This is a genomic window from Micromonospora sp. DT15, from assembly GCF_049841475.1.
Taxonomy (GTDB): Bacteria; Actinomycetota; Actinomycetes; order Mycobacteriales; family Micromonosporaceae; genus Micromonospora.
The window spans coordinates 25,896-42,306 of the sequence record NZ_JBNCKJ010000010.1 but is presented as its reverse complement, the minus strand read 5'-3'; the positions used below and the strand labels follow the sequence as shown (position 1 = coordinate 42,306).

Sequence of the window (16,411 nt, the reverse complement as noted above, 5' to 3'; positions counted from 1 at the left end):
CTGTGGAGGTTTCCCGGGTGTCTCGTCCCCACCCTCCGTGGGCCCGCCTCCGATCGGTGCCCCGACCGGCCTGGATCGGCTTCGGGGTGGTCGTCCTGCTCCTGGCGGCCGTCCCCGTGCTCGGCTGGTGGCCGACGAAGACCGGCGCACCGGACGCGGCCTGGTCGGCAGCCGACGTGGACACCCCGCCGCCCGTCGCGCCCATAGACGGCACCGCCTGTGCCGCCAACGCGCACGGTATGGCCGGCTTCACCCCGGTCAGCGCCCTCGATCTGCCCGAGCGGAACGACCCCAAGAGGCCGCTTGCCCTCCTGTTCGACCGGGCCGGGACGGTGGCCGGCGGGTTCGACCGGATCGGCTACTGCCTGGAGTTGACCGGCCCCACCGGTACGCAGTGGGTGTGGACCGCCATGTCGCCGTTCACGACCGACGCCCGACGCCTCGGCCTGCCGACCCGGGCCGGTCAGATCGTCCGCCAACGGATCGCCGATCTGGAGGTCGCCACCAACGCGCCGGGCCTGGCCACCGGCACCGGTCTCACGGGCTATCTGGAGATGTGGCCGAACAAGTACGGGCCGGTCAACTCCGGCCAGGTCCCGGGCGCCACCACCGACCGGTACGACGCCGACGACGACGTGTACTCGTCGATCGGGTACGGCTCCTTCCAGGTGCACACGATCGCTGCCACCCGCCCGGCAGCGGCACCCCCGCAGACGGTTCTCGCGGTCAACGGCTTCACCTCGGACGTCCAGCCGCTGTCGGTGGGCATCGGGACCGCCCCCACCGGTCAGCCCGACTGGACGGCCGCCGACAACGCCAGCACGTACACCCAACGTCGGCTGACGGTCTACGCCCGCGCCTCGGTCCTCGCCGTCGGTCAGCACCCTCGGGACCGGCAGCTGTACCCCCGGGACGCGGCCGGCGGCGCTGTCGTGCCGGTGGCGGGAAAGGCTACCGACCCGCGGGTCCGCGCCGTACGCCTCAAGGTCGTCAGCGGGGCCGACGGCTGGGACGAGACGGTGCCCATCGGTCCCGGCGGTGAGTTCGCGTTCCGGCAACGGATCACCGCCGCGCTTCGGGAGTACCGATTCGAGTTGCACGTGCTCGGCGACGGCGTCGCCCGACGGGCGGCCCTCTGGGAGGGCGTGGTGTCCGGCGACGTGTACGTCATCCAGGGCCAGTCCAACGCGGTGGCGGCCAGTCACCGGGGCTCGTCGATCGGCGAGGAGTCCCCGTACGTCCGCAGTTTCGGCTCGACCAGCGGAGACCGGGTCCTCTCCGGCGCGGACCGTACCTGGAACTACGCCGTCTCGGGTACGGTCCGGCAGCCCGGCTCGGTCGGCCAGTGGGGGATCCGCGCGGCCCACCGACTCATGGACACCTACCAGGTGCCGGTAGCCGTGATCAACGGCGCGGAGAGCAGCAAGGTCGTGTCGTTCTTCCAACGCAACGACGGCAACCCCGGTGACCTGCGCACCAACTACGGCCGCTTGCGGCAACGACTCAGCGCCGCGAACGTCATCGGCGAGGTCCGGGCGGTGTTCTGGTATCAGGGCGAGGCCGACAACAACGACGCCGCCGGGCACGTCGCCGGGTTCACCGCGCTGTTGACCGACTGGCGTCGGGAGGTGGGTTTCCGGACCGCCGGCGGCACCCGGTACTACGTCGTCCAGGTCGGCAGCTCACCGTGCGGGAACACCTCCGGCGGCCCGCTGCGTGAGGCCCAGCGACGGATGGTCGACACCCTGAAGGTGACGGTGCTGTCGACAACGGCCCTGTCGGGCCGGGAGGATTGCCACTTCGCCTGGGAACAGGGCTACCGCGAGTTGGGCGATCAGGCGTTCGCCGTGTTGGCCCGAGACATCCACCGCGGCCCCGGCGAGGGCGTGTCTGCCCCGAACCCTCGGTCGGCCGCCTTCACCGACGCTCGGCGTACCCAGGTGGTGGTTCAGCTCCGTAGCGGCGACCCGCTGACGGTCCGGGCGGGCGCGGGCACCGACTTCACGATCGACGGCAGCACCGCCACCGTCACCGCCGTGGAGTACCGCGAGGGAGGGCGGCTCGTGCTGAGCCTGTCCGGCCCGGCCGACGGCGCGACCGGGCTGAGTTACCGGGGCGACGCCGGGCCCTGGTGCGTCAACGCCACCGGGGTCGGCCTGCTGGCGTTCAAGGGCCTGCCGATCGGTGCTGCCTAGTCACTCCGACCGGCGCGGCGTCCTGGGTCCCTACCGCGCGGCGACGGCGTCGTGCCGACCCGTCAACCGCTTGAGGGCGGCGAACCGACCTGGGCGGTCCACCAGGTCCACCGGCCCCGGTGCCGGGTCGCGGGCCGGGGCGGCGGACGCCGACGCGGTGAGGGCCAGCAGCACGATGATCCAGGTCAGCCCGTCCACCGACAGCGGGTTCCAGACGACCTCGGTGAACGAGTAGACGACGAGGAGCACCACCGGTGCCTTGGCGGTGAAGGCCCGCCCGTCCTCGACGTTGCGGTGCAGCAGAGTGGCCATCCACAGACCGAACAGGGTCAGCGCGACCAGCCCGCCGGAGAAGATGACCAGGACGTACCCGGAGTGGAAGAAGTGGGTCGGTGCCTTCTCGATGTCCTGTAGGTAGTACCACTTCGAGACGCCCACGCCGACGGCCTCCCGGCCGCTGAGGTACTCGCGGGCGGCGACCCAGATGTTGCCGCGGTTGCTCAGCGTGGTCTTCGACGCGCTCCACATCAGATACGTGGCGGCTGTCAGTGCGCCGACGACGAGCGCCACGCAGAGCGCGAAGGGGATCCGTGGGCTCGGTCGCAGACGCTGCACGAGCAGTGCGCCCAGCATCCAGACGGCTACCGCGCCGACGGCCAGATAGCTGGTGCGGGAGCCGGTGGCGACGATCACCAGCAGGCAGAACGAGGCCGTCGCCACCAGTTCGGCGCGGCGCATCGCGCAGAACGCGGCGACCAGGGTGAACGATGCCAGCATCGCCGCATAGTTCTCGGAGTTGTAGAAGCTCTTGAACAGCGCACCGGCCAGAGAGCACTTCTCCAGCTTCCCGCCGGTGCACGCCCGCCACGCCGCCTGCCCGGACAGAGCGGTCGGAATGGCCAGCAACGCCAGGACCGCCAGCCCGGTGTAGGCCATCGCCCGTACGCTGACCGTGGTGCGGGCGGCCATCATCCAGACGGCGATCAGCAGGAGCCCGGCCGCCCCGTACGCCGGCAACCGCGACCCGTAGATCCCCGTGCCGGTGACGACGTCGATGAGGGCGCACCAGACGAGTAGGCCGCCGGCCATGGCCAGCGAGATCCGGAGCCACAGATCGGACGGGCCGCGGAGGAGACCACGGCCGGAGAGCACCAGCCAGGCCAGCAGGGCGACCACCAGCACGCCGATCAGCATCGAACTGCGGCTGCCGGCGAGCGCCGGGGCCGCGTTGGTGAGCAACGCGAAGCCGACCAGGGCGACCGCCGATGCGGGGTCGCCGAACGCGGTGGCGACGGACCGCCTCATCCGGATCAACCACAGAGCCACCGCTACGCCACCGACGGTCAGTAGGACACCGAAGATGGTGGTCACGTCAGACCCTTTCTCGGTCAGGTGCCGCTGCCGGTGCGACGACGGCATCGCGGTGCGGGTGTCGCCGCAGGGCGATGACGAGGCATCCCCACAGCAGAATGCCGAGCAGAGCGTCGCACAGGAGGCTCGACACGACCGCGCCCTGCCATCCGTAGGCGGGGATGAGCCACACGTTGAGCCCCGCGTTGACGACGCCCACCGCGATCTGGCACACCGTACGACGGCCCTGGAGTCGGCTTCCAGAGAGGGCGTCGGCGGCCAGGTAGTGGATCGACTTCAGGACCAGGATCGCGCTGAGGCCCTGTAGTGCCAGGGTCGCGTCCTCGTACTCCGGTCCGAAGATCAGCGGCATGGTCCAGGCCATGCCGACCAGCAGCAGGCTGCTCGGCACGCTGAACATCAGGAAGCGAGGCAGAAGGCGACGGGCGAGCCCGAGCGCCGCCCGGGGTCCCTCGCGGCCCACCTCGAAGAAGCGGGGGTAGGCGACCGCGGACATCGACCGGGCCGGCGTGTACGCGAAGTCCACCACCCGGTAGGCCGCAGCGTAGATCGCCGCCGCCTCGGTGGTGCCGATCCGGGACAGCATGACCTTGTCGATGTCGTTGTAGACCGTCTGGGCGGAGAGGCCCACGGCGAACAGCAGTCCGCTGCGGGCCTGGCGGAGTGCCGGCCCGACGGACCAGGAACCACCCCCTCCGCCGCGCAATCCGTACCAGGTGGCCAGCACGCAGACCACGACGGAGACCGCCAGCGCGGTGAGAGCCCAGTTCCGAAGGGAGATCGGCTCGTCCGCCGTCGCGAGGACCAGCGCGCCGACCAGCCGGAACACGTGCAGCAGAGCGGGGATGACCGAGGCGACGAAGACCTTGCCCCGGGCCTGCACCGACGCGGCCACGGCCTCAATGAGCCGCCAGGCCACCAGGTCGGCGGCAGCGAGGCAGAGCATGTCGACGGCCCTGACCTCGCTACCCCAGATCGCCACCCCGGCCGCGCTCACCAACACTGTCGCGCCCACACCGAAGACGACGGTCAGGACCAGGCCCCGCGTGAGGTGTCGGGCCCACTCGCTGGGGGCCTCGGCGTAGCTCTGGAAGATCAGACTCGGTGCGCCGGCGGACGCGAACGGGGAGACCACAGCGACGAGGGCGGTGACACCGACGAAGAGCCCGTAGGTGTCGATCGACATCTCCCGGGCCAGCAGGACGAAGAGCACGCCCTGCGCGAGGGTCCGTAGCAGTGTGCCCGTGAAGAACTTCCCGGACCGCTTCAGGAAGGTGTCGCGTCCGCTCGGGGGACGCCGGTGCGACCGTGGCCGCGGTGCGGTCGGCTCGACGGAGCCGACCGCACCGGAGGGCATACTCACCTGTTCAACGCCTCCACCCACTGGCGGCCGACCTCGGCGGGATCCAGTGCCGCGCACCGGGCGTGCCAGGACTTCTCGAAGTCGGCCAGTGTCGGCCGCTGGGCACCGGTCAGCCGGAGCACCGCGTCCGCGAGGGCGGCCGGCGACGTGTCCGCCGCCAACGCTCCAGGCACGAAGGTCGGGATCATCTCGTCCAGCGCGGGCACCGGGAGGGCCGCCACCGGCAGGCCCGCCTCGGCGGCCTCGACCAGGCTGAACCCGAAGGTCTCGGCGCGGGACGGGTGGACCAGGAGGTCCGCTTCGGCGAGTAGCTGGGCGACGCCCGGCACCCGTCCGAGGAACGTGGTCCGGTGTTGCACACCCAGTTCCTGGGCCTTCGCGTGCAGCAGATCCCGTTCCTCGCCGTCGCCGGCGAGCGTGAGGTGGTACGCCTCCGGCAGCAGGGCCAGCGCGGCGATGGCGCAGGAGTGGTTCTTGTACGGGCGGAAGGCGGCAGTGGTGAGGAGGTTGATCCGTCGGTGGTCCACCACCTCGCGCGGTGCCACGAAGGGCCGCTGTGGCATCGGGTTGGTGATGGTGACCACCGGCTGCCCCGGCGCCAGCTGCGCAACCGTGCGGGCGACACCGTTGGAGACGGCGACGACGAGCCGTGGACGCAGCCCCTTGAGCCGCGAGAACCGGGCCAGCGTGCGCACCCGGCGGTCGATCCGCAGACGTTCCGGAAGCAGGGAGTGCTCCCAGGCGACGTAGCTGCGGCCGGAACCGGCGAGGGCGGCACCAACCGGCACGCTGCCCCACAGCCCGCTGGCCACGATCTGGACGTCCGGTGCCAGGTTCTGCAGGCGCCGGCGCAGCGGCGGAACAGACTCCATCAACCGGGTGATCCGGGAACCGAGGCCCAGGGTGTCGACTTCCAGGTCGGCCAGTTCGGCGGGGACCCCCCGGGACACGACGGTTGCCGAGACCTCGACCCCCTGGGCCTGGAGGCCGCGGATCAGCAGTGCCGCCGCCAGCTCCATGCCGTAGAGCGGTTCGAGCTGCGGCAGTACGAAGTGCAGACGCATCAGTGTGGCCGTTCGGTCTCAAGCGGTCGAGTGGGGCTGCTGGGGGCCTTCGACTTGCGCATGGCGACCCGTTCCAGGGTCGACCGGGGTACGAGCCCGAGCGCCGCCAGCACCGCGTTCCGGGCGGACGGAGGCGAGTTGCGGCGGATCGCCCGCACCATCTCCCGCACGCCCTCCCGGTCCCGGGCCTGGAGAGCGTAGCGGAGGGTCTGGGCCGCGATGAAGTCCGAGAAGGTCCCCGGTGCCCACACTCCCTCCCAGCGCTGGGCCCAGTGCCACGAGGTACGCCAGTCGGCGCCGGCCGAGATCGACCCGGGGCTGCCCACCGTGTAGACGGCCGTCGCCTCCTCCACCTGGACGATCTTCACCCGGGGAAGCCGGGCGACCCGGACCAGCCAGTCCCAGTCCTGGTGTCGGGGGAGCGTCTCGTCCCAGCGGCACTCGGTCGCCAACTCGTACGTCGTCAGGAGCGTCGACGTGGGCAGCGACTGCCGGCCGATGCCGAGGTGACGGCGGCGGAACAGGTAGTCCTCCGGCAGCATGCCGTCGGGGATCACCTCGGCGGGTGCCGGTGCCGGCAGCGGCTCCGCGCCGTCCTTGCGTTGCAGGATCCGGGACGACACGACGGGGCGGAACCCGGCCGCCGCGACCCGCTCGAGCGCGGGGACCTGTGCCGCCAGCTTGGTCGGCAGCCAGGTGTCGTCGTCGTCGAGGAACGCGACGTGGCTGCCCGGGATGGCGTGGGTGACTCCGAGGTTGCGGGCGTACGACCCGCGCCGGCCGCCGCCGGTGCAGACCACCCGGTCGATGTGCTGCCCCAGGTTCCGCACCGTCTGCGGCACCTCCGGGGTGTCACAGACGACCACGATGTGGACGGATGTGCCCTGCTGGGATCGGGCGGAGAGCACCGCGTCGGCGATGCTGGGGCGGCCGGTGGTGGGGATCACGACGGATACGTTCGGCATTGCGTTCTCCAGGCGTTGGGGGTACGACCTGCACACGGCCGCCGGGCACGGCCGTTGGCCGTACCCGGCGGTGTGCCGGTGCGTGGGCGGATCAGCGGCCGCCGGCGCGGAACACCTCGGTCACCGTACGGAGCACCACCTTGACGTCGAGCCAGAGGGACCAGTTCTCGATGTAGAAGTTGTCGAAGCGGGCCCGGTCGGAGATCGGGGTGTCGCCGCGCAACCCGCTGACCTGCGCCAGACCGGTGAGCCCGACCGGAACGCGGTGGCGCATCGCGTACTGGGGGTATTCGGCCGAGAACTTCTCGACGAAGTAGGGGCGCTCGGGTCGGGGGCCGACAACGCTCATGTCGCCACGGAGGATGTTCCAGAGCTGCGGCAGCTCGTCGAGGGAGGTCCTGCGCATGATCCGGCCGATCGGCCCCACCCGCCGGTCGTTGGCGATGGACCAGTTGGTCTGCGACTCGTGCTCGTCGACGGGGCGCATGGACCGGAACTTGATGATGTTGAAAGGCCGGCCGTGCCGACCGATGCGCTCCTGGTAGAAGAAGATGCCGGGGCCGCCGTCGATGAGCGTGGCGACAGCGCAGATGAGGAGCACCGGGCTCAGCAGGAGCAGCGCCACCGAGGCGAACGCGATGTCCGACGCGCGCTTGAGCGCGGACTGCGGGCCGGAGAGGGTGATGTCGCCGATGCTGACGACCGGGACCGCGCCGATGTGGTCGCCGTGCGAACGGGACCCCCAGAGGGGGGTGGCCGCCCACAGGTCGCACTCCGCCGTCCGTGGCCGGGCCAGGATCTCCATGAGTGAGGTCTCGGAGCAGTTCGCGTCCGCGACGATCACCACGTCGCACTCGCGCAGACGTACGAGGCTGTCGAGGTCGTCGAGGGACCCGATCAGCGGCAGCGCCGACGGGCCGTCCGGGGTGTCGACACAACCCACGAAGCGGAGGCCGTACTGGGGGTAGCGGCGCAGGAGCCGGGCGAGTTCCACGGCGGTGGGGCCACTGCCGACGATGATGGTGTTGTGCTCGACCCACCGGCGCTTGCGGGCGACGATGGCGAATTCTCGGGTGAAGGCCCGCCCGAGGATGACCAGCCCCGCCGACGCGGCGACACCGCGGGTGAAGCCGAAGACGTACTCGGCGGATTCGTGACGCATCGCCGCGACGATGGCGACCGCGGACGCCGCGGCCAGCAGACGCCCGCAGAGGCTCGGCACCTCGTCGAGGAAGCTCACGTGCCGTCGTGCCCGGTAGAGGCCGCCGCTGGCAAAGACGATCACGGTCAGGACCGTCATGGCCAGGGTGCCGCGCCAGTACTGCTGAGTGACGAGCAGCGGCGTCAGCAGTGCCAGGACGTCGACCGGCGCGGTCATCATCCAGGCCCGCAGCCACCGGGTCCGGGTCGAGGCGCGCGAGCCGGCGTACGGCAGGACGGCGGTCGTGTCCAGCCCGGCGCGAGGCTCGTGCTCTTCAGGGGCGGGGGCGGGGGCGGCTGCGGGTGCCGGGGCCGGCGAGGTCGAGCGCCGGTCGGCGGGGGCCGGGAAGGCCGGGGTCTGGTGGCCGGAAGTCTGATGGCCGGCAGGCTGGTAACCGGGAGGTTGGTAGCCGGCAGGCTGGTAACCGGGGAACTGGTAGGCGGGAGGGCGACTCCCGCCGCGGCTCCCCTCGTCGTCCCCCTCACCGTCGCCCTGGGCGTCGGTGGCGTTCCCGGCCCGGTCCTCGGCCGGCACCGGTCGATGCCACATAGCGGGCTGATTGGACATTGTGGACCTCCCCGTGAGGGCCGGCTGACCTGGCCGGTCCGTAATTCGAGACAAGGCGGCGGACGGCAACGGCCACCGGCCCAGGGGTTACTTGGCGCTGGCGAGAATCTCGTCGACGGAGTCCCGGCGCACGGCATCATAGAAGGTCTTTGCCTTCTCGGTGTTCGCGAAGACGACGCTCTCGCTGCCCACTCGACCGGTGCCCTTCGTCGGGCTGGTAACGAAGGTGAGGTTACGACCACGGAGGCTCCGCAGGTCTGTCGCCATGCTGACGAGCGACATCTTCTCGTCCACCGCCACGGCGCTCGAGGTCGCCTTGACGAAGGAGTTGAGCCGCCCGGGGTTGGTGACGATGCCGCCGGACACGGCCTTGTCGAGGATGGCCTTGATGACCTGCTGCTGGTGACGGATGCGGGCGAAGTCGCCGTCAGCGAACTGTTTGCGCTGGCGGGAGTAGTCCAGGGCCGTCTCGCCGTCCATCCGCTGCATTCCCTGCTCGAACTTGCGGAACGGCGGGTGGATCGACGTGAACGACTTCTCCGCGTTGATGTCGACGCCGTCCAGGGCGTCGATGATTTCCTTGAAGCCAGCGAAGTCGACAATCATGACGTGGTCGATTCGCACCGTCGTGAACGATTCGACTGTTTGCACCATCAGCGGAACGCCACCCCAGGCGTACGCTGCGTTGATCTTCGCATCGCGGCCGCCGTGCCCCCCGTTCTTGGCCTTCGGCACGTTCACCCAGGTGTCCCGAGGGATCGAGACGAGTTGCGCGCTGGCCCGGTCCTTCGGGATGTGCGCGACGATGATGGTGTCCGTGCGCGAGCCGCCAGTGCTCTCCGGGTCGCGGGAATCGCTGCCCAGGATCAGGATGTTCATCGCGCCGCCGGCCACCGCCTGCGGACGCCCCTCCTCGGGAACGTCGGCGAAGGCATCCACCCGGTCGATGTCCTTCTCGACCGAGCGGAGATAGAGGGCGCCACCGATCATGCTGCCGCCGCCCAGGATCGCTGCGACTACCAGGCAGATGACGAGGACGCGACGCCAGCGAGGGCCACGACGTCGCCGCTTGCCCCCGGCCGGGACATCCTCGTGCGGATCGACTGCGTGTGGATCGACGAACTGGGTGTCGGCATCGGTGTACCGCTGAGCACCAGACATGTGGGCGATGCTACTGATTGAGTGCGCCTGTCGTGCACCCTCGTCCTTTCGGCTATCGCATGCCTGCCGACCGGGGCGGCGAACCCGACCCTGCGTTCGGACGGACTGCCGGTAACGCCGGCCCGGGAACGGTTTTTCAGGCCCTATTCTGCTGCCCCTGCGGTTGGGTGAAAGCAATGTGAACATCGGGTTTCGCGAGGACGCTCCCGCTGCCGCCCGAACCCTGCTACAACGGCAGCCGTGGATCGAATCAAGCTCCGACGGGCCGTCGCGCGTACTCCACTCGCCCCGATCGCCGCCTTTCCCAAGAGGCTTCGCACTGTCGCGCGGCACGACGCGAAGATGCTGCGCCGCTCGGCGCGCTGGCTGCTGACCTCCCGCGAGCACCACAACTACACGTACGACCTCACCTCGTTGAGCCGCAACCACCTCGCCTGGTTCGTCAGCGTGGTCTGCGACATCCCAGTCAAACAGGTACGGGCGTACCTCAGCGAGATCGAGTCGGACGACGACCTGCGCCAACACCTCCTGGCGGCGATCGCCGCCTCCGACCGGCGCGGCCTCGCCGACAAGGAGATCCGCTACGCCCGGCGGATCGGCTGGTACGCCATCGTCCGTGCCACCCGCCCCACCCACGTCGTCGAGACCGGCGTCGACAAGGGACTCGGCAGCGTCGTCCTGGCGTCCGCCCTGCTGCGCAACGCGCAGGAGGGGCACCCGGGCCGCGTCACCTCCCTGGACATCAACCCCGAGGCCGGCTACCTCGCCCGGGTCGCGCCGTGGTCGGAGGTCGTCGACCTGGTGATCGGCGACTCGATCGCCTCGATCGGCGCGCTGGACCGCCCGGTCGACCTGTTCCTGCACGACAGCGACCACAGCCGAGCCCACGAGAAACGTGAGTTCGACGCCGTGGAACCCAAGCTCGCACCCGGCGCGATCCTGCTCACCGACAACGTCACCAGCACCAACGTGCTCGCTGAGCACGCCGAACGCACCGGCCGGCGGTTCCTCGCCTACCGGGAGACCCCGGCCAACCACTGGTACCCGGGCGACGGGATCGGCGTGGCATGGTAGCCGGGTGCGGCTGACCTCGATTCACACGTACCCCGTCAAGGGTTGTCACCGGCTCGACCACGACGGCGCGTTCGTGCACCGGTGGGGTCTGGCCGGCGACCGGCGTTGGATGGTCGTGGACGCCGACGGGGTCGGCGTCACGCAGCGGGACACGACCCGACTCGTCGGCCTGCGCGCCTCCGTGCACCCCGGGGGTCTGTCACTGCGCGCCGACGGGCAACCCGACCTCGACGTGCCCGAGCCGGCCGGCGGCGAACCGGTCGCGGTCCGTACCTTCCGCAGCCGCACCTTCCCGGTCCCCGCGCTGCCGGCCGGCCACGCGGCCGACGACTGGCTCGGAGCCCTGCTCGGCCGACCGGTCCGACTGGTCTGGCTGGCCCAGCCGACCCGCCACCTGGCCGCCGGGACCCGCGAACACGACACCGGTGACCAGGTCAGCTTCGCCGACGCCTACCCGGTGCTGCTGGCCAACGCCACCTCCCTCGACGCACTCAACGACTGGCTGGCCGAGGCGGGGGAGGAACCGGTACCGATGACCCGCTTCCGACCCAACCTGGTCGTCAGCGGTGCGCCGGCCTGGGCCGAGGACGACTGGGTGGGTCGGCGGCTGCGCATCGGCGACCGGACGTTCCAGGCCGCCGGGCCGTGCGACCGCTGCGTGGTGACCACCACCGACCAGGAGACCGGGGTACGCACCAGGGAGCCGCTGCGCACCCTCGGGCGGCACCGCAACGTCAAGCAGAAACTCCTCTTCGGACTGAACCTGGTGCCGCTCGACAGCGGACCGCTGGCGGTGGACGCCCCGGTGGTCCTCGCGTCCTGACCGGTCGCCGACCAGCAACCGGCACCCCACGGTCACCGTCCGTCGATGCTGTCTTAGCTTTGGCTTAGCCCGCTTGTCCGTACCCGACCGGGTCCGGCAGCATCGCCGTCGTGACGGACGGAAGCGCTGTCGACATCAACATCGACCTGGACCATCCTCCAGAGGACCGGCCCGCGCCGTCGTCCGGCGCGAAACCCTGGCTGGTAGCCACCGGCGTCACAGTCCTCGCGGCGACGCTCGGGCTCACCCTCACCCTGCGATCCGGCTCCACCCCGGCCTGCGCCGCCGGCCGGACGCTGGCCGCCGCGCCACCCACCGGCAACGCCACGCACACCGGCAAGGCCACCTTCTACGACTCCAAGGGCGCCGGCGGCAACTGCTCGAACCCGGCTGCCCCCGCCAACCGGCTCTACGTCGCGCTCGGTCCGACGGAATACTCCGCCGGTGCCGCCTGCGGCGGATTCCTCGACGTCGTCGGCCCCAAGGGCACCGTCCGGGTGCTCATCATGGACCAGTGCCCGGAGTGCGAGCCCGGCCACCTCGACCTGTCCCGCGAGGCGTTCGCCCGGATCGCCGACCCCGTCCAGGGCCTCGTTCCGGTGACCTACCGCGCGGTGGTCAACCCGCCGCTGCCCGGACCACTCAGCTTCCGGATCAAGGAGGGTGCGTCGCAGTGGTGGTTCGCCGTCCGCGTCGGCAACCACGGCAACCCGCTGCGGTCCGTCGAGGTCCGGCAGCGCGACAGCGACCCCTGGCAGTCGGCCGCCCGGCAGGACTACAACTACTGGCTGATCGCCTCCGGCGCCGGGCCGGGCCCGTTCACCGTCCGGGTCACCGACGTGTACGGCAACCGGGTCACAGCCGGCGGCATCAGAATGGCACCGGGCCAGGTGCAGAACAGCACGATCCGGATGTACGCACCCGGTGCCGGTGCCGCCACCCGCCGTCCGTCCGCGTCGACCCGTCCGCCGAGCAGCCGACCCGCCGTCACGCCGACGCCGACCCGTCGCTCGGTCGAGGTGGCGAGGACGAGCGCCCCGGCCACCGACGCGCCGACCAGCAGTTCGGCCCGGGCCAACGCCCGGTGGTGCGAGGGCTGACCGCTCAGCCGGCCACCGTCAGATCGAGCCACATCAGGATCTCGTCCCGGTCGTCATCGGGGGCCACCCGCAACGCACCCGGAAGTCGGCCGACCTCCCGGTACCCGAGGCGACCGTAGAACTTGTCCAACCCCAGCCCGTCGCGCACCGTGACGTGCAGTGCCTCGTGGCCCAACGCCCTGCCCAGTCGCTCGGCCTCCATCATCAGCGCCGAGCCGTAGCCGGCGCCCTGGGTGTCCGGGTGGACCATCACCCGCTTCACGGTGCACCAGTGTGCCGTGAGCGGAAAACGGTTGTCACTGAAGATCAGCATCGCCGCCAGCCGGTCCCCGGAGTAGCCGACCAACAGCCGGTCCGGTCCGTCGGCGATGCCGGCGAAGGTCGGATCGGCGGTGACGTGCACGTCGGCGGCGGTGACCGGTGGTACGAAGCCGACCGCCCCGCCCGCGTTGCTGACGTCCACCCAGAGGTCGACGATCTCGGCGCGTAGCTGCGGGGTCAGCGCAGGATCAAGGACGAAGCGCAGACTCACGCTCGCCATCCTGGCTCAACGACCAGGGCCACGACCCGCGGCAGTGACGTGCCCGACAACCGTGCGCGGGTACGTGATCGGTGTTGCCTGTGCGGGAGAGGGGATTCGAACCCCCACATCCTTCCGGATACAGGTTCCTAAGACCTGCGCGTCTGCCGTTCCGCCACTCCCGCCAACCCGCTGAGTCTAGAACGTCTGGCTGTGACGGTGTTGAGCCCGGCCTCCTTGAGAATGGTCGAGATCGTGCCGTGACCAACTCTGCATCCCCCACGGGGCAGATCGCGAAGGATGCCGGACAGCCGCTTCGGTCCGACATTCGGGTGCTCCAGCGCCTGTTCTATTACCGCCTCACGATGAGCCCTTGAACGCCAACCACGGTTCGGACGTGGTCTCAACACCCCGTCCTGCTCCAGTCTTCGCCGAATCTTGTGCAGATACGCCGGGGTCCAGCCCAACTGCCGTGCCGCCTCCGTGGCCGTCACCTGCTGGGCATCGACCCGGCCGAACACGTCGACAATTTCTTGGCGAGTGGCCGGTCGGCGTTCAGAGCTGGACGCGCGTTCCTCTCCATCGGTCTGCGTCGCGACGATGGGAAGTTCAGAAGAACGGTTCCGGCGGCCGGCGTAGGTGTCGGTCTGGCTGTGGCAGTTCGGGCAGAGAATCCGCAGGTTCGGTGGCCGGTTGTCGAGGAAATCCCCGTTGATGTGGTCGACGTGCAGGATGAGCGACGCGGCCCGCCACACCGGCCCTATCCCGCACCCCTCGCACTCCTCCAGCACGCCGATCGTGCCCAGCGCCCACTTCAACCGCACGCCTGGCGTCCGCCGGGACCCGTCGGGCAGCACGATCAGAAGCTGCGAGGAGGTGATGCGCCGTTCGCCACGTCGCCCCTTGTTGTGTGCCTGCCTCGTGAAGTGCGACGTGTCGATGCCGAACCGCTTGAGCTGTCGGCTGATGTGCGCGTGTGAGCCGCCGCTGACCCGAACGCCGAGCAACCGCATCACCTCGGTGATGTTGCGGGCGACGGCGGCAGCGGCGGCCAGTGCTTCCGGCGTGTACTTGTATCGGACCACTGACGGACCGTAGCGCCCCGGTACGACAGTCAGTCCAGGCCGAGGTCACGGCGGAGCTTGGCGACGTGCCCGGTGGCCTTGACGTTGTAGAGCGCCCGCTCGACCTTGCCGTCAGCGTCGATCACGAACGTCGAGCGGATCACGCCGGTGACGGTCTTGCCGTAGAGCTGCTTCTCGCCGTACGCGCCGTAGGCGGTCAGCACCGACTTGTCCGGGTCGGACACCAGCGGGAAGGTGATGGCGTCGCGCTCGCGGAACTTCGCAAGTTTCTCCGGCTTGTCCGGGGAGATGCCGACGACCTCGTAGCCGGCGGCCTGGAGTGAGGCGAGTGAGTCGCGGAAGTCGCAGGCCTGCTTGGTGCAGCCGGGAGTCATCGCGGCCGGGTAGGCGTACAGGACCACCTTGCGACCTCGCAGGTCGGCGAGGGAGAGCTGGTCGCCGGTGTCGGTGGCGAGGGTGAACTCGGGCGCTGGGTCACCGGGGGAGAGTCGGTCGGGCGAGGTCATGGCCCCGACCCTACCGCCGTGCCGGCCAGCGCCATCACCGACGACGCGGGCCGTCGCTACGAGCGCGCGCCTGTCGTCTGTCGGCTGAGATGCGGGGGTGATCATCAGGGGGTCGGCTGGTGGAAACCCGCCGTTCACGCGCCTGACCAGGTAGAGGTGATCAAGGCCATGCCCTGTTGCCAGGCTCTGGCAACAACTAGTCCTGGGAAATAGGCTGTCCCACGCCGGCCCGGTCGGGCCCGCTGACGCGTAGGAGGTCGCGTGGAGACACTGGCGATGCACATCTCGAACGGGATCATCGACGGTTTCGTGGCAGCGATCTTCGCTGCGCTCGCTCTTGCCGCGCTCACCTTCTGCGTTCTGCGCGGCCGGCGCGACCTGGACGACCGGCTGGCCCCGATGGCCGGCCTGGTGGCGGCGTTCATCTTCGCCGTCCAGATGCTCAACTTCCCGATCTTCACGGCCGGTGTCAGCGGCCACCTGCTCGGTGGGGCGCTCGCCGCGATGCTTGTCGGTCCGTGGGTCGGCGCGCTCTGCGTCTCCGTGGTGCTGGTCGTACAGGCGCTGGTCTTCGGGGACGGCGGCGTGGCGATGCTCGGCCTCAACATCACCAACATGGCGCTGCTCGGCACCGCCGCGGCGTACGCGCTGATCGCGCTGCTGCTGCGGGTGCTGCCCCGGACGCGGGCTGGTCTGGCGGTGACCGCGTTCGTCGCGGCGATGCTCAGCGTGGTGGTCGCGTCCCAGGGCTTCGTCCTGCAGTACTGGCTGGGCGGCACCACCGACCTGGGCGGCAACCTGGCCGGCCTGGCCGGCACGATGGCCGGAACCCACCTGCTGATCGGCATCGGCGAGGGCCTGATCACCGCGACCACAGTGCTCACCGTCGCGAAGGTGCGCCCCGACCTGGTGTACGCGCTGCGCTCCCTGCGCACCCCCACCACCCCCGCTGTCCCGGTCTCCGGAGGTGTCCGATGAAGAATCGTTCCTGGGCCTTCCTAGCCGGCGGCCTGCTGGTTGCCCTGCTGCTCGCCGGCGTGGTCAGCAACTACGCCTCGTCCCACCCGGACGGGTTGGACTCGTCGCTGCTCAAGGGCTGCACCGTCGACGCCGACGACAACATCGTCGGCGGCAGCTGCCCGGCCCAGCAGGCGAAGGACCACGAGTTGGCCGACAGCCCGCTCGCCGACTACGGCGTACGGGGCGTGCGGAACAGCTTCGTCTCGACCGGCCTGTCCGGGGTGCTCGGGGTGCTGGTCACCTTCGCGGTCGGGGCCGGCGGGTTCTGGCTGCTGCGCCGCCGGGGCGGCACGCCGACCGACGCTGACGCGGCCACGCCCACCGGGGACGCCACGCCCGCCGAGGATGACGCGGCGACGTCGCGCGCCGCCACGACAAGCTGAACAGGGGTACGCG

The 16,411-nt window shown here is 70.5% G+C and carries 15 protein-coding genes and 1 tRNA gene; 6 read left to right on the top strand and 10 right to left on the bottom strand.

The window, feature by feature from the left end:
* Positions 1-56 precede the first annotated feature (56 nt).
* A complete protein-coding gene (locus tag ACLQ3F_RS22005; RefSeq protein ID WP_425851103.1) occupies positions 57-2,195 on the top strand; it encodes a sialate O-acetylesterase in 2,139 nt (712 codons plus the stop codon).
* A gap of 30 nt (positions 2,196-2,225) precedes the next feature.
* On the opposite strand, the gene ACLQ3F_RS22000 is transcribed toward ACLQ3F_RS22005, so the two are convergent.
* From ACLQ3F_RS22000 to ACLQ3F_RS21975, 6 genes are all read right to left on the bottom strand, one after another.
* Positions 2,226-3,566, bottom strand: a complete 1,341-nt coding sequence (locus ACLQ3F_RS22000) for an O-antigen ligase family protein (protein ID WP_425851102.1) — start codon at positions 3,564-3,566, stop codon at positions 2,226-2,228.
* Between the two features lies 1 nt (position 3,567).
* Entirely contained in the window at positions 3,568-4,923 is a 1,356-nt protein-coding gene (locus ACLQ3F_RS21995; protein WP_425851354.1) for a lipopolysaccharide biosynthesis protein, read from the bottom strand.
* Between the two features lie 2 nt (positions 4,924-4,925).
* Complete coding sequence (locus ACLQ3F_RS21990) at positions 4,926-5,993, bottom strand: glycosyltransferase (RefSeq protein ID WP_425851101.1); 1,068 nt, start codon at positions 5,991-5,993, stop codon at positions 4,926-4,928.
* Entirely contained in the window at positions 5,993-6,958 is a 966-nt protein-coding gene (locus ACLQ3F_RS21985; RefSeq protein WP_357200629.1) for a glycosyltransferase family 2 protein, read from the bottom strand. Before ACLQ3F_RS21985 ends, ACLQ3F_RS21990 begins: the two co-directional genes overlap by 1 nt.
* 91 nt (positions 6,959-7,049) lie before the next feature.
* Complete coding sequence (locus ACLQ3F_RS21980; protein WP_357200626.1) at positions 7,050-8,726, bottom strand: sugar transferase; 1,677 nt, start codon at positions 8,724-8,726, stop codon at positions 7,050-7,052.
* Positions 8,727-8,813: 87 nt separating this feature from the next.
* Entirely contained in the window at positions 8,814-9,716 is a 903-nt protein-coding gene (locus ACLQ3F_RS21975; RefSeq protein ID WP_425851100.1) for an LCP family protein, read from the bottom strand.
* 411 nt (positions 9,717-10,127) lie between these two features.
* On the opposite strand from ACLQ3F_RS21975, the gene ACLQ3F_RS21970 reads away from it, so the two are divergent.
* The 3 genes from ACLQ3F_RS21970 (at position 10,128) to ACLQ3F_RS21960 (ending at position 12,884) form a co-directional block, all read left to right on the top strand.
* On the top strand, positions 10,128-10,961 hold the full coding sequence (locus tag ACLQ3F_RS21970; protein WP_425851098.1) for an O-methyltransferase: 834 nt from the start codon (positions 10,128-10,130) through the stop codon (positions 10,959-10,961).
* Between the two features lie 4 nt (positions 10,962-10,965).
* A complete protein-coding gene (locus ACLQ3F_RS21965) occupies positions 10,966-11,784 on the top strand; it encodes an MOSC domain-containing protein (RefSeq protein ID WP_425851097.1) in 819 nt (272 codons plus the stop codon).
* Between the two features lie 110 nt (positions 11,785-11,894).
* Positions 11,895-12,884: an expansin EXLX1 family cellulose-binding protein gene (locus ACLQ3F_RS21960; RefSeq protein ID WP_425851095.1), complete on the top strand. Its 990-nt coding sequence runs from the start codon at positions 11,895-11,897 to the stop codon at positions 12,882-12,884.
* Positions 12,885-12,888: 4 nt separating this feature from the next.
* On the opposite strand, the gene ACLQ3F_RS21955 is transcribed toward ACLQ3F_RS21960, so the two are convergent.
* From ACLQ3F_RS21955 to bcp, 4 genes are all read right to left on the bottom strand, one after another.
* Complete coding sequence (locus ACLQ3F_RS21955; RefSeq protein WP_425851094.1) at positions 12,889-13,416, bottom strand: GNAT family N-acetyltransferase; 528 nt, start codon at positions 13,414-13,416, stop codon at positions 12,889-12,891.
* Positions 13,417-13,506: 90 nt separating this feature from the next.
* Positions 13,507-13,589 (bottom strand) — tRNA-Leu (locus ACLQ3F_RS21950).
* Positions 13,554-14,489, bottom strand: a complete 936-nt coding sequence (locus tag ACLQ3F_RS21945; RefSeq protein WP_425851092.1) for a hypothetical protein — start codon at positions 14,487-14,489, stop codon at positions 13,554-13,556. The genes ACLQ3F_RS21950 and ACLQ3F_RS21945 overlap by 36 nt, the downstream gene beginning before the upstream one ends.
* A 29-nt stretch (positions 14,490-14,518) precedes the next feature.
* Positions 14,519-14,995, bottom strand: coding sequence for a thioredoxin-dependent thiol peroxidase (gene bcp, locus ACLQ3F_RS21940; RefSeq protein ID WP_091393498.1), 477 nt, complete (start codon positions 14,993-14,995; stop codon positions 14,519-14,521).
* Positions 14,996-15,256: 261 nt separating this feature from the next.
* Between bcp and ACLQ3F_RS21935 the strand changes: the two genes are divergently transcribed.
* On the top strand, positions 15,257-15,973 hold the full coding sequence (locus tag ACLQ3F_RS21935) for an energy-coupling factor ABC transporter permease (RefSeq protein ID WP_425851090.1): 717 nt from the start codon (positions 15,257-15,259) through the stop codon (positions 15,971-15,973).
* Entirely contained in the window at positions 15,970-16,398 is a 429-nt protein-coding gene (locus ACLQ3F_RS21930) for a PDGLE domain-containing protein (protein WP_357222807.1), read from the top strand. Before ACLQ3F_RS21935 ends, ACLQ3F_RS21930 begins: the two co-directional genes overlap by 4 nt.
* Positions 16,399-16,411 lie beyond the last annotated feature (13 nt).

Coding starts and splice junctions, on each gene's coding strand:
- ACLQ3F_RS21995 (WP_425851354.1), bottom strand. CDS start 4,923: ATGCCCTCCGGTGCGGTCGGCTCCGTCGAGCCGACCGCACCGCGGCCA.
- ACLQ3F_RS21990 (WP_425851101.1), bottom strand. CDS start 5,993: ATGCGTCTGCACTTCGTACTGCCGCAGCTCGAACCGCTCTACGGCATG.
- ACLQ3F_RS21985 (WP_357200629.1), bottom strand. CDS start 6,958: ATGCCGAACGTATCCGTCGTGATCCCCACCACCGGCCGCCCCAGCATC.
- ACLQ3F_RS21980 (WP_357200626.1), bottom strand. CDS start 8,726: ATGTCCAATCAGCCCGCTATGTGGCATCGACCGGTGCCGGCCGAGGAC.
- ACLQ3F_RS21975 (WP_425851100.1), bottom strand. CDS start 9,716: ATGATCGGTGGCGCCCTCTATCTCCGCTCGGTCGAGAAGGACATCGAC.
- bcp (WP_091393498.1), bottom strand. CDS start 14,995: ATGACCTCGCCCGACCGACTCTCCCCCGGTGACCCAGCGCCCGAGTTC.
- ACLQ3F_RS21930 (WP_357222807.1), top strand. CDS start 15,970: ATGAAGAATCGTTCCTGGGCCTTCCTAGCCGGCGGCCTGCTGGTTGCC.